Source organism: Serinibacter arcticus (assembly GCF_004786095.1).
GTDB classification, from domain to species: Bacteria; Actinomycetota; Actinomycetes; order Actinomycetales; family Beutenbergiaceae; genus Litorihabitans; species Litorihabitans arcticus.
On the sequence record NZ_RHPJ01000001.1, the window covers coordinates 581,962 to 594,475 of the forward strand.

Sequence of the window (12,514 nt, forward strand, 5' to 3'; positions counted from 1 at the left end):
GCGAGCCCCGCCCCCACCAGGGGGACGGGGCTCGCGCCGTTCGTGCGGGTGACTCAGGATGCCGCGTGAGTCAGGAGGCGTCCTCGGTCGTGACGTTGCGCGTCTTGGTGACGTCCAGCGGAACGCCGGGGCCCATCGTCGTGGAGGCGGCGCCCTTGATGATGTAGCGGCCCTTGGAGGAGGACGGCTTGAGGCGCAGCACCTCCTCGAGCACGGCGGCGTAGTTCTCGACCAGCTGCGTGTCGGTGAAGGACGCCTTGCCCACCACGAAGTGGAGGTTGGAGTGCTTGTCGACGCGGAACTCGATGCGGCCACCCTTGATCTCGGTGACGGCCTTCGTGACGTCCATGGTGACCGTGCCCGTACGCGGGTTCGGCATGAGACCACGCGGGCCGAGGACGCGGCCGAGGCGGCCGACCTTGCCCATGAGGTCCGGCGTCGCGATGGCGGCGTCGAAGTCGGTGTAGCCGGCCGCGACCTTCTCGATCAGCTCGTCGCCACCGACCTCGTCGGCACCGGCGTCGAGGGCCTGCTGGGCCCGCTCGCCGACGGCGAAGACGACGACTCGCGCCGTCTTGCCCGTGCCGTGCGGCAGGTTGACCGTGCCGCGGACCATCTGGTCGGCCTTGCGGGGGTCCACGCCGAGGCGGAACGCGACGTCGACCGTCTGGTCGAACTTCGCCGAGGCGGTGGACTGCACCAGACGGAGAGCCGCCAGAGGTGCGTACACCTCGTTGCGATCGATCTGGGCGGCTGTCTTGCGGTAGCTCTTGCCGTGCGTGGCCATGCTCTGCTCCTCGGTGTCTCGTGCAGTCGTGGTCGACGGGTCCACGCGGACCCTCCCACTGGCCGCGGCCCCGGCGGGGCTGCGGAGTCGAACGGCTCTCAGGCCTCAGGACTCAGGCCGGAGGGCCTCAGTCCTGGACCGTGATGCCCATGGAACGGGCGGTGCCGGCGATGATCTTCTCGGCGGCAGCCAGGTCGTTGGCGTTCAGGTCGTCCAGCTTGGTGCTGGCGATGTCGCGGATCTGGTCGCGGGAGATCGTGGCGACCTTGACCGTGTGCGGCGTGGCAGAACCCTTGGCGACACCGGCGGCCTTCTTGATGAGCTCGGCGGCCGGCGGCGTCTTGAGGATGAACGTGAACGAGCGGTCCTCGTAGACGGTGATCTCCACGGGGATGACGTTGCCGCGCTGCGCCTCGGTGGCCGCGTTGTACGCCTTGCAGAACTCCATGATGTTGACGCCGTGCTGACCGAGCGCCGGACCGATCGGCGGGGCGGGGTTGGCCGCGCCGGCCTTGATCTGGAGCTTGATGAGGCCGGTGACCTTCTTCTTGGGAGGCATGCTGACTTCCTTCTCGTTGTGGACCTACGCCGTGGGCGATGACCCGGTTGCAGTGCGCTCGCGAGACCGCGGCGCAGGGACGATCAGATCTTCGCGACCTGACCGAAGGCGAGCTCGACCGGGGTGTCCCGACCGAAGATGGAGACGAGAACCTTGAGCTTGCCCGACTCGGGCTGGATCTCGGAGATCGAGGCGGGCATGCCCTCGAACGGGCCGTCGGTGACGGTGATCGACTCGCCGACGGCGAAGTCGACCTCGATCGGACGGGTGGAGCCCGCACCGGCCGCAGCGGCAGCCGCGGGCGTGCCGGGTGCCGGCTCGAACGTCGGGGCCAGCATCGAGATGACCTCGGACGTGGTCAGCGGCACCGGGGAGTGCGTGTGGCCCACGAAGCCGGTGACGCCGGGCGTGTGCCGGACGGCGCCCCAGGACTCGTCCGTGAGATCCATGCGGACCAGGACGTAGCCGGGGATCCGGACGCGCTTGACGACCTTCTTCTGAGCATTCGCCTTGACCTCGACGACCTCCTCCATCGGCACCTCGATCTGGAAGATGTACTCCTCCATGTTGAGGCTGGAGATGCGGGTCTCGAGATTGGACTTCACGCGGTTCTCGTAACCCGCGTAGGAGTGGATGACGTACCAGTCGCCGGGCAGGACCTGCAGGTCGCGGCGGTAGGCCTCGAGCGGGTCGACCTCCTCCTCGACGGCCTCGTCGGCGTCCTCGGAGGAGTCGGCGTTGGCCGCGCTCTCGTCGAGCGCGTCCAGCGCCTCGGCGTCGATGACCTCGACGGTCTCGACGACCCCGGGGACGGAGGTGTCGGTGAGGGTCGCGTCGTCGACGGCGGACTCGGTCGCGCCGTCCTCGTCGAGGACGCCGTCGTTCGAGGTGGTCTCGGACACGTCTGCCTGCTTTCTGTTCAGTGTGCTGCTGCGGGCTGCGCCGCCGTCACCCGGTCGGGGAGGGGCTGCGCCGCGGCGATCAGGATCCGGGGGTGCCCAGCATCCACAGGACGAGACGGCCGATGCCGAAGTCCAGGACGAAGACGAAGGCCATGCAGACCAGGATGAAGACCAGCACGACCAGCGTGTAGTTCAGGAGCTCGGGCCGGGTCGGTGTGACGACCTTGCGCAGCTCGGCGATCACCTGGCGGACGAAGAGGACGATGCGTCCGAAGAAGCCGAGCTCCTGCGGCGACTTCTCCGGCTTGCCGGCAGCGGTCGTGCTCGACTCGCTCATGACCCCTCCCCTTCCCAGATCGATGCTGATGGACGTCCGACGCCGGTCGGCGTCGATGCTGCAGGGCAGGCGGGACTCGAACCCGCAACCGCCGGTTTTGGAGACCGGTGCGCTACCAATTGCGCCACTACCCTTCGGCCGGCCACCTCCGCCGCGCCCCGGCCCCGGGGCGCGAGCACGACTCCCGAGGGGACTCGCGATCGCCTCGAGGGGCACAACCGAGCGGGGCGGTCCGTGACCACCGGGAAGTCACTGTACGCGAGGATGCGGGCGCGGTCGAACGCACCCGTGCCACGATAGGACGCGTGACCTCCACCGATGCCGCCCCCGCCTCCTCCGCCGCCCACCCCCGGGTGTCGCAGCGCTTCGCCGGCATCGCCGAGTCCGCGACGCTCGCCGTCGATGCGAAGGCCAAGGCCCTGAAGGCCCAGGGTCGTCCCGTCATCGGCTTCGGCGCCGGGGAGCCCGACTTCCCGACGCCGCCCGCGATCGTCGCGGCCGCCGTCGCCGCTGCCCAGGACCCCGCGAACCACCGCTACAGCCCCGCCGGTGGCCTGCCGGTGCTCCGGGAGGCGGTCGCCTCAGCGACGCTGCGCGACAGCGGCTACGAGATCGACCCGTCCAGCGTGCTGATCACCAACGGTGGCAAGCAGGCCGTGTTCCAGGCCTTCGGCGCCGTGGTGGATCCGGGCGACGAGGTCCTCCTGCCCGCGCCGTACTGGACCACCTACCCCGAGGCGATCCGCCTGGCGGGGGGCGTCCCCGTCGAGGTCTTCGCGGGGCCCGAGGCCGCCTACCTCGTGACGGTGGAGCAGCTCGAGGCCGCGCGCACGCCCGCGACGAAGGCGCTGCTGCTCTGCTCCCCCTCCAACCCGACCGGTGCGGTGTACCCGCCCGAGGCGATCGAGGCCATCGGTCGCTGGGCGCTCGAGCACGGCATCTGGGTGATCACGGACGAGATCTACCAGCACCTCGTCTACGACGACGCCGTCTTCACGCCCGTGCTGCGCGCGGTGCCCGAGCTCGCCGACACGACCGTCGTGGTCAACGGCGTCGCCAAGACCTACGCGATGACCGGTTGGCGGGTCGGTTGGATGCAGGGTCCGGCCGACGTCGTGAAGGCTGCGACGAACTTCCAGTCCCACCTCACGTCGAACGTGAGCAACGTGTCCCAGCGCGCCGCCGTCGCCGCCCTCACCGGCGACCTGAGCGCCGTCGCGGAGATGCGCGCCGCCTTCGACCGCCGTCGGCGCGCCATGGTCGCGGCGCTGAGCGCCATCGAGGGCGTCGACTGCCCGACGCCGACCGGGGCGTTCTACGCCTACCCGTCCGTCCAGGGGCTGCTGGGTCGCGAGATCCGGGGCGTGGTCCCGACGACGTCGGCCGAGCTGGCCGAGCTGATCCTCACCGAGGCCGAGGTCGCCGTCGTGCCGGGCGAGGCGTTCGGGCCGAGCGGGTACCTCCGCCTGTCCTACGCGCTCGGCGACGCCGACCTGGCGGAGGGTGTGGCACGGATCGCCGCCCTGCTGGGCGAGGCCCGCTGACCTTCTCATCCGCGTCTCATCCTCGTGCGGAACACTGCTCGGCATGACTTCCGAGCGGCCGCACGCGGGCCGGGGACGCACCGTCCTCGCCGCGCTCGCCGCGACCCTCCTGCTGGGCCTCGTGACGTTCGGCGTGGGGAACGCGCTCGTGGGGGGGACGGGGGACAGGGAGATCCCGCTCGGGGACCGCGTCGTCGTGACGCCGGGGCCGACCCCCGAGCCTCCCCCCGTCGAACCGACGACGCCGCCCACCGACGAGCCGGTCCCGACCCCGGAGGACACCGCGACGGCGCCGCCGGCGACCGTGGAGCCGACGACGCCCGCCCCCGCTCCCCCGGCGCCCGCCCCGGCCCCCGTGCCCGTGCCGCCGGCCCCGCACGTGGGTGACGACGACGATGACGACGACGATGACGACGGACCCGGTGACGACGACTCCGACGACGACGGGGACGACGATGACCGCTGAGCTGCCCGCGGTTCCGGCCGGATCCGCCCCGGCCCCGGCCCCCGCCCCCGCCCCCGACGAGAACACCGAGCCGCGCCCGCCCCGCCGTCGGTGGTGGGGGTCGCTGCGGGCGCGCATCCTGCTCGCGCTCGTCGGACTCTCCGCCTTCACCCTCGCCGCGGCCGGGACGACGCTGTACGGGATCGAGCGCGACCGCGTCGAGGAGCGGATGGACGACTCGCTGACGCGGACCGTCGCGGAGGTCCGGGCGATCGCCGAGAACGACGTCGACCCGACCACGGGCCAGCCGTTCGCGAACGCCGAGGACCTCCTGTACTTCGCGCTGCAGCGCTACGTGCCGAGCGACACCGAGGCCGCGTTCTCGATCGGCGCCGAGGGCGTGCTGCAGTACTCCGAGCTCAACGGCATCCGGCCCGACACGGACGCCGAGCTCGTCGCGGCGCTCGCCGGCGCGGCCGACCGCACCGCGGTGACCATCGCCCGCGAGCGCACCTCGACGGCGGACTACCGCTACGTCGTGCTGCCCGTCCAGGTCGGCGACGGCGCACCCGCCGCGTTCGTCGTCGTCTTCGACCGCGGCGCGGAGCTGGCCGCCCTCGTCCCGACGTTCCGGTTGTACGCGGGCATCGCGGCCGTCGCGCTGGCGGGCATCGCCGTGACCGGCTGGCTCATCGTGGAGCGCATCCTCACGCCGATCCGGCTGCTGCGGCGCACGGCGCACGAGCTCGGCTCCGGCGACCTCGAGCGCCGGATCCCCGTCAGCGGTGACGACGACCTGGCGGACCTGACGGTCACGATCAACGCGATGCTCGCGCGCCTCGAGGGCGCGTTCACCGCACAGCGGCAGCTGCTGGACGACGTCGGGCACGAGCTGCGCACCCCGCTCACCGTCGTGCGCGGCCACCTCGAGCTGATGGACCCCGCCGACGTCGCCGACACCACCGCCACGCGCGACCTCGCCCTGGACGAGCTGGACCGCATGTACCGGCTCATCGACGACCTCATGACCATCGCCCGCGCGGGACGCCCCGACTTCGTGCAACCCCGGGCGTGCGACGTCGCCGGCCTCACCGACGACGTGCTGTCCAAGGCCAGCAGCCTCGGCGAACGCCGGTGGCGGCTCGACGCGCTGGCGGAGGGTGAGGCGCTGCTCGACCCGCAGCGCGTGACGCAGGCGCTCCTCCAGCTCGCCGCGAACGCGGTGCGCTACTCCGCCCCTGACTCGAGGATCGGCATCGGATCGGCCTGGAACGGGTCCGATCTCGAGCTCTGGGTCAGGGACGAGGGCGTCGGCATCCCGCCGCACGAGCAGGAGCTCGTGTTCGAGCGGTTCGCGCGAGGCAGCACGGCGACCGTCGACTCCACCGGCCTGGGGCTGTCGATCGTCGCCTCGATCGCCCGCGCCCACCGCGGCGACGTGCGGCTGGTCAGCGCCCCCGGCCGCGGCACGACCGTGACGATCGTGCTGCCGGACGTGCAGGGCGGCACCATGGAGATCCCCGTCGTCAGGGCAGGAGCCGCACCGTGAGCCAGATCCTCGTCGTGGAGGACTCCGAGCGCATCGCCTCGTTCGTCGCCAAGGGGTTGCGGGCGGCCGGACACGTGCCGACCGTGGTCGGGACGGCGCGCGACGCCGTCGAGCACGCGCTCACGGGCGAGTACGACCTCATGGTCCTCGACCTCGGGCTGCCCGACGGCGACGGCATGGACGTCGCCGCCGCCGTCCGCGCGCAGGGGTCGAGCATGGCGATCATCATCCTGACCGCGCGCGACTCGGTCACAGACACCGTGGCCGGCCTCGAGGGCGGCGCGGACGACTACATGGCCAAGCCGTTCCGGTTCGAGGAGCTGCTCGCTCGCGTCCGGCTGCGGCTGCGGACGGCGGGCGAGAGCGGCGAGGACGCCGGGTCGGCCACCGTGCTGCGCCAGGGCGACGTCGAGCTCGACCTGCGCTCGCGACGCGCGCGGGTGGGCGAGCGCGAGGTCGAGCTGTCGGCCCGGGAGTTCGCCCTCGCGGAGACGTTCCTGCGCCACCCCGGTCAGGTGCTCAGTCGCGAGCAGCTGCTCTCGCGGGTCTGGGGCTACGACTTCGACCCCGGCTCGAACGTGGTGGACGTGTACGTGCGCTACCTGCGCCGCAAGCTCGGCGCCGAGACCATCACGACCGTGCGGGGCATGGGCTACCGCTTCGGTTGAGCCCCGCGGGGCGCCCCGCCGGCGCCCTCCGGCGGCGCCCGCCGACGCCGAGAGCGACCCCTCCGCCGTGGGAGCGACGTCTGACACGTCGCTCCCACGGCGGAGGGGTCGCTCTCGGCGCGGGGTGGGGGCGCTGGATCGGTCAGTCGACCGAGGGCGGGCTCACCGGGGAGGGCGGGGTCGGCGGCGTCTGGGGCGAGATCGGGCTGACGGGTGACGGCGGCGTCGGCGGCGTGATCGGGCTGACGGCCGTGACGGGGCTGAGCGGGCTGACGGCCGTCACGGTGGTGACGGAGCTGTGGTGGCCCGTCGCGGCCGGCGACGCCGGGTCGGTCGGGGCGGGAGCCGCACCGGCGACCGGGGCGCCGGGCCCGGGCGTCGCGGGAGCCGACGTCGGCGGCGCCGGCAACGGTGCCGCGGGCGGCTGGTTCGCCGGGCTGGGCGGCGTCGGCACGGTGGGGCTCGGGGTGGCCGGACCGGTGGTGGGCGCGGCGGGCGCCGTCGGCGCGTCGAACGCGACGGGGCCGCCGGGGGCGTTCACGTCCGGGGAGTCCGCCATCGCGACGGCCGCGCTGCCGCCCACGAGGCCGAGCGCGCCGAGGGTGCCGGTGACGATCCAGGTCTTGCGGTTCATGATTCCTCCGAGGGTGGGACGGACCCGGTCCCGCCGCGGTGCAGCGGGGCGTTCGGGGTGGACGCGCGGGCGCACCAGGCGCCCGCGAGATCGAGGAGCGCAGGGACCCTGACGGGGTCCACCACGCCGACGAGAGAGAGCACGACGCTCGCCGTGCGCGCGGCCAGCGGTGCGGGGTCGGCGACCTGGGACCACCAGCGCTCGACGGTTGCCCGCGCACGGTCCGAGGCCGCGGTCGCGAGGCCGCCGGCACCGGTGCTCGCGACGCTCAGGTGCGCCAGGAGGCACGCCAGGTCGTCGACGCGGTGGCCGGGGCCGACCCTGTCGACGTCGAGCACGCCGACGATCTCGGCGTCGCCGTCCGTCGTGCGGACCACGAGGTTGGCCGCGTGCAGGTCACCGTGCGTCGCGACCACGGGCCAGGCCCGCGCGGTGCGCGCGATCCACGCCTCGACGGCGCGCGCGAGGCGCCGGAGCCGCTGCGTCGTCGGGGCGTCGAGCGCGCCCTCGACCGCCGCGACCTGCGCCAGGAGGCCCAGCGAGAACGGCTCGACCGCCACCTCCCGCGTCGCGGTCGCCGCGGTGCGCTCCAGAAGGGCGAGGACGTCGGCGAGGTCCGGTGCGCGGTCGCCGTCGGCGATCGCCTCGGCCAGCGTCCGGCCGCCGACGTCGGCCAGCACCAGGACGCCCGGGGCGGGTGCGGCGAGCACGCGCGGGGAGCCGAGCTCCGCCGTCGCGGCGTGCTGACGGACGAGGCGGTCGACGCCGCCCGGTCGCACGATCTTGACGTAGCCGGTGACGCCGGCGGGACCGAGGGCGCGCACCACGGCGCGACGCAGGGGGCGGTAGGTGACCATCTCCAGGCGCGTCGTGCCGGGCAGCCAGGCCGCCACGGTCGCGACGTCGCAGCTCGCGGCGAGACCCGGCAGCGCGGGGTCGCCGGGGTGCCGCCACAGGGCGACGTCGAGGTCGCCGTCGCTCAGGCGCACGACGCCGGAGGACGCCTGCGCCGACAGCGCCGCTGGTGCGGTGGACGCGACGAGGTAGTCGGTCGAGCCCGCGTCCCCCGCGCCCCCGTAGCGGACGTCGTAGCCGACGCTCGTGCCGTCCCCGCGGTGCTGCACGCGCTCGACGCGGACGTCGACCGGTGCACCGGCCGCCAGACCGATCGCGGCGCGCACCAGGTCGGAGCGCGCCGGACCGCACAGCACGGTGGCTGCGTGGGGGGCGGGGACCGTCGTCGTCATGGCACCCATGTCACCCGGGCCCGGTGAGATGCGTGTGAGGGGTCGATGAGAGCCTTCTCATCGTGCCTAGACTCGTGGGGATGCGAGACCTCGCGACGCTCCCCAAGGCCCACCTGCACCTGCACTTCACGGGGTCCATGCGCCCGACGACGCTGGCCGACCTCGCCGCGGCGCAGGGGCTGCGCGTGCCCTCGGCGCTGCTCGACGGCGTGCCGGACGTCCCGGCCGACGTGCGGGGCTGGTTCCGGTTCCAGCGGCTGTACGAGTCGGCGCGAGCGGTGGTGCGCAGCGAGGGCGCGATGCGTCGCGTGCTGCGCGAGGCCGTGGCGGACGACGCCGCGGAGGGGTCGCGACGGCTCGAGATCCAGGTCGACCCGACGTCGTACGCCCCCCACGTCGGCGGCCTGGTCCCCGCGCTCGAGATCGTTCTCGACGAGGCGCGGCTCGCCGGGGAGGCGACCGGCGTCTCGGTCGGCGTGGTGGTCGCGTCCTCGCGCATGCGGCACCCCCTCGAGGCGCGCACGCTGGCCCGCCTCGCCGCGCGTCACGCCGGCGACGGGCCGGGTGCGGTCGTCGCGTTCGGGCTGTCGAACGACGAGCGGCGCGGCGACACCGCCGAGTTCGCGTCAGCGTTCGCGATCGCGGCGCGCGCCGGGCTGCCCGGTGTCCCGCACGGCGGCGAGCTGCTCGGGCCCGAGCACGTGCGCGACGTCGTGACCCACCTGCGCCCGCGGCGCCTCGGCCACGGCGTGCGAGCCGCCGAGGACCCCGCCCTGCTGGACGAGCTGGCGCGCGCGGGCATCGCGTGCGAGGTGTGCCCGGCGTCGAACGTCTCCCTCGGCGTCTTCCGCGAGAGCCGGCACGTGCCGCTGCGCGCCCTGATCGACGCCGGCGTCCCCGTCGCGCTCGGCGCCGACGACCCGCTGCTGTTCGGTTCCCGCCTGGTCCAGCAGTACGCCGCGGCCCGCGTGGTGCACGGGCTCGACGACGCCGCGATCGCCGCGCTCGCCCGCGACTCGATCGGTGCGAGCCTCGCCCCCGAGACCGATCGGCGGCGCTGGCTCACGGAGGTGGACGCGTGGCTCGCGGCCCCCGCGCCTACTGCGCCAGCCGACGCACCAGCGGCAGGTGCCGCGGCGCGGTGAGCCACGCGCCGCCGACCGCGAGCAGCGGGAGGACGACGGCGATCCCCGCCACCCAGAGCCACGGGACAGTCACGCCCGGAACGTCGCGACCGAGCCGCAGCAGCTCCTCGACCTGCCACGACTGTCCGAGGGTCCAGCGACCGAGCACGAAGCCCAGCGCGAGACCGAGCAGCACCCCCGCGTGGACCCCGAGGACGCCGATGACCGCTGCCTGGGCGGCCACGATCCGGCGCCGCAGCCGCGGCGGTGCCCCGACCGCCGCCAGCGTCGCCACGTCGGGACGCGTCTCGGCGGCCGCGAGCCCGATGCTGAGCCACGTCGCCGCCAGCGCCACGAGGGAGGCGACCAGCACCAGGACGACGGTGACCACGTCCTCGCTCGAGGTGTACGGCGCCTCCACGTTCACGGACGTCGCGCCGACCGATCGGGTGATGCTGTCGGCCCACGCACGGTCGTAGGTCAGCGTGGTGTGAGCGACGGCTCCGACCGGGATCACGCTCACCCCGGGGACGTCCGCCACGAGGTCGGGCGGGAGGACGAGACGGCCGGCTCCCCATCCGACGAGGTGCGCCGGGGCCACGACCTCGACGATCACCGGATCGGCATCGGGACGATCGGGGTCGGCGACGCCGATCTCCACGTGGGCCGTCCCGTCCGCCCAGACGTCGTCGGGGTGACCCACCACGATGTGTCCCGAGGCGAGCGCCGTGGCCGCCTCGGCCGCACCGTCCGCGCGGATCAGCGCGATCGCCGAACCGTCGTCGATCAGCGTCCCGTCGCTGAAGGAGCCGCCGAAGGGTGAGCTCCAGCTTCGCCCGACCAGGCAGCGGGGATCGCCGACGAGCTCCTCGTACTCGGCCTGCGTGGTGCTCTCGTCCACGGGGCAGCGCCGGTCCGGCCGGACGATCGGCGCGGCGTAGACCGAGGGTCCGCCCACCGTCGGCGTCTCGGCCGCGAGCGCCCGCACGACGCTCGACCCGGTGACGGGGACGTCCGCGGCGACCTCGGTCAGCGCTGCCGTCAGCGCGACCTCCTGATCCTCCAGGGGAGCACCCCAGTCGGGGTTGATCGTGATGGTGCCGGTGCCGAGGGACGGGTTCCACGCCTCCCGGGCCGCCGCCTCGTCGGTCGCCACGTACACCGCCCCCGCGGTCACGGCCGCGACGGCGGCCAGCACGGAGGCGACGGCGGGCACGGTCCGGCTCCGCTGCCGCACCGCGTCCCGGAGCGCGAATCGGCCGGCCACGCCCAGGCGTGGCGCCCACCGGGCCACGAGCGACAGCAGTCCACCGGTGAGCAGCACGACGCCCACCTCGAGCGCCACGATCCCGCCCACGAGCAGGCCGACCTTCGACGTGAGGCCTCCCACCGCGGCGGTCGCCAGACCGGCGACCGCCAGGCCGATCCCGAGCCACGAGACGCCGCGTCGCGCGGCGGGATCCGCTCGGTGGCCCGCGAGTGCCGCGACGACGTCGAGCCGGGCGGCGGCTCGCGCCGGCACCAGGGCGGCGAGGGAACCGAGCCCGACGGCGAAGGCCACCCCGCCGAGCGGCGCCCACCAGGGCACCACGAGCGCGGGGAAAGGGTTCCAGCCCCCGGCCGTCCACCACCAGGTCACGAGGATCCCCACCGTGCCGACGACGGCCCCGCCGAGACCGGCGACGAGTCCGGCTACGACCCCGGTGCTCAGGACGGTCCGGCGCAGGTCGGCGGCGCTCCCCCCGGTCGCGGCCAGCAGTGCGAGGTTGTGGGTCTGGCGGCGCGCACCCACCGCGAAGGCCGGGCCGACGAGGAGCACGGCCTCGATCAGGGCGATCGCGGCGATGGCGGCACCGACGCCGACCGTCTGGGTCGTCATCATCGAGCCACCGGCGTACATCGGGTCGACGGGGGGCGGGTCGAGCAGGACGGCGCGGCTGAGGACCGTGGCCCCGACCGTGTTGACCGCCAGCACGTCGGCCCACGTGACCGGCTCGTCGTCCAGCACCCACCACCCGGCGGGCGCGAGGGCGAGTGCGCCCGTCACGGTCAGGACGTCGGGCACGGTCCGGTTGCGGCTGTCGAGAATGCCGGTCACCACGAGGTCCGTGTCCGCGACGCGGACGGTGTCCCCGATCCCGATCCCCAGCCGGTCGGCCACGCCGTGGAGCAGAGCGGCCTCACCGCTCGTCGCCGGGGTGCGCCCCTCGCGGATCGGGTAGACCGACGCGAGCGCCTCCGCCGGCAGCGCGGAGATCGAGTGCGACCCGATGTCGCGGTCCCCGGCGGCGACCGCGTGCCGACCCGTCTCCTCGAGGGTGACCCCGCGGCCGCCCAGGGCCGCCTCGATCGCGCCGGTGTCAGGGGATCCGGCGCCCGCACCATTCGTCCCCCACCCGTTGAGGTCGGGGGTCTGCTCGACGACGCAGCCACCGCACCCGGCGTCGGCGATCGTCGCCTGCGCGGTGGGTCCGAGCTGGAGCTCCGCGCGCGTCAGCGCCGTCCCGCCGGAGGATGCGACGAACCCCGCCAGGAACACCGCCGCCGCGACGGGCAGGCCGATCATCGCCAGCGAGATCGCGGTGCGCCCCCGGTGCCGCCACGCGTCGCGGCGCGCGATCCGCAGCGCGGCGCGCCACCGCGCCACCCACGCCGGCAGACCGCGCCGGTGTCCGCCGTCGTGCGCCGCGTGCGACCCCGATCCCCCGGTCGTCACGG

At 74.3% G+C, this 12,514-nt stretch carries 12 protein-coding genes and 1 tRNA gene; 5 read left to right on the top strand and 8 right to left on the bottom strand.

The features are described 5' to 3' along the window. Positions 1-70 precede the first annotated feature (70 nt). From rplA to SERN_RS02760, 5 genes are all read right to left on the bottom strand, one after another. The gene (gene rplA / locus SERN_RS02740) at positions 71-787 is read right to left on the bottom strand and encodes a 50S ribosomal protein L1 (protein WP_135848569.1); all 717 of its coding nucleotides are present in this window, start codon (positions 785-787) and stop codon (positions 71-73) included. A gap of 127 nt (positions 788-914) precedes the next feature. Continuing rightward, positions 915-1,346 carry a 50S ribosomal protein L11 gene (rplK, locus tag SERN_RS02745; RefSeq protein WP_135848570.1) on the bottom strand — a complete coding sequence of 144 codons (432 nt, stop codon included), beginning with the start codon at positions 1,344-1,346 and terminating at the stop codon, positions 915-917. An 83-nt stretch (positions 1,347-1,429) separates the two neighbouring features. After that, complete coding sequence (nusG, locus tag SERN_RS02750; RefSeq protein WP_135848571.1) at positions 1,430-2,248, bottom strand: transcription termination/antitermination protein NusG; 819 nt, start codon at positions 2,246-2,248, stop codon at positions 1,430-1,432. Positions 2,249-2,327: 79 nt separating this feature from the next. After that, on the bottom strand, positions 2,328-2,585 hold the full coding sequence (gene secE, locus SERN_RS02755) for a preprotein translocase subunit SecE (protein WP_135848572.1): 258 nt from the start codon (positions 2,583-2,585) through the stop codon (positions 2,328-2,330). A gap of 61 nt (positions 2,586-2,646) precedes the next feature. Beyond that, positions 2,647-2,719, bottom strand: a tRNA-Trp gene (locus SERN_RS02760). Positions 2,720-2,890: 171 nt separating this feature from the next. Here SERN_RS02760 and SERN_RS02765 point away from each other — a divergent pair. The 4 genes from SERN_RS02765 to SERN_RS02780 are packed head-to-tail and all read left to right on the top strand — an operon-like array spanning position 2,891 to position 6,791. After that, positions 2,891-4,129, top strand: a complete 1,239-nt coding sequence (locus SERN_RS02765; RefSeq protein WP_158292543.1) for a pyridoxal phosphate-dependent aminotransferase — start codon at positions 2,891-2,893, stop codon at positions 4,127-4,129. A 43-nt stretch (positions 4,130-4,172) separates the two neighbouring features. Beyond that, the gene (locus SERN_RS02770) at positions 4,173-4,595 is read left to right on the top strand and encodes a hypothetical protein (protein WP_135848574.1); all 423 of its coding nucleotides are present in this window, start codon (positions 4,173-4,175) and stop codon (positions 4,593-4,595) included. Continuing rightward, a complete protein-coding gene (locus SERN_RS02775; RefSeq protein ID WP_135848575.1) occupies positions 4,585-6,123 on the top strand; it encodes a sensor histidine kinase in 1,539 nt (512 codons plus the stop codon). Before SERN_RS02770 ends, SERN_RS02775 begins: the two co-directional genes overlap by 11 nt. After that, positions 6,120-6,791, top strand: a complete 672-nt coding sequence (locus SERN_RS02780) for a response regulator transcription factor (protein WP_135848576.1) — start codon at positions 6,120-6,122, stop codon at positions 6,789-6,791. Before SERN_RS02775 ends, SERN_RS02780 begins: the two co-directional genes overlap by 4 nt. A gap of 142 nt (positions 6,792-6,933) precedes the next feature. Here SERN_RS02780 and SERN_RS15225 read toward each other — a convergent pair whose 3' ends face one another. Beyond that, positions 6,934-7,425 (bottom strand): hypothetical protein, encoded by a 492-nt coding sequence (locus SERN_RS15225; RefSeq protein WP_158292544.1) that lies wholly within the window; start codon positions 7,423-7,425, stop codon positions 6,934-6,936. Then, complete coding sequence (locus SERN_RS02790) at positions 7,422-8,672, bottom strand: aminoglycoside phosphotransferase family protein (RefSeq protein WP_158292545.1); 1,251 nt, start codon at positions 8,670-8,672, stop codon at positions 7,422-7,424. The genes SERN_RS15225 and SERN_RS02790 overlap by 4 nt, the downstream gene beginning before the upstream one ends. Positions 8,673-8,752: 80 nt before the next feature. Here SERN_RS02790 and SERN_RS02795 point away from each other — a divergent pair, with 80 nt between their 5' ends. Then, complete coding sequence (locus SERN_RS02795) at positions 8,753-9,817, top strand: adenosine deaminase (RefSeq protein WP_135848578.1); 1,065 nt, start codon at positions 8,753-8,755, stop codon at positions 9,815-9,817. On the opposite strand, the gene SERN_RS02800 is transcribed toward SERN_RS02795, so the two are convergent. After that, complete coding sequence (locus tag SERN_RS02800) at positions 9,771-12,512, bottom strand: ABC transporter permease (protein ID WP_135848579.1); 2,742 nt, start codon at positions 12,510-12,512, stop codon at positions 9,771-9,773. The genes SERN_RS02795 and SERN_RS02800 overlap by 47 nt on opposite strands. Positions 12,513-12,514 lie beyond the last annotated feature (2 nt).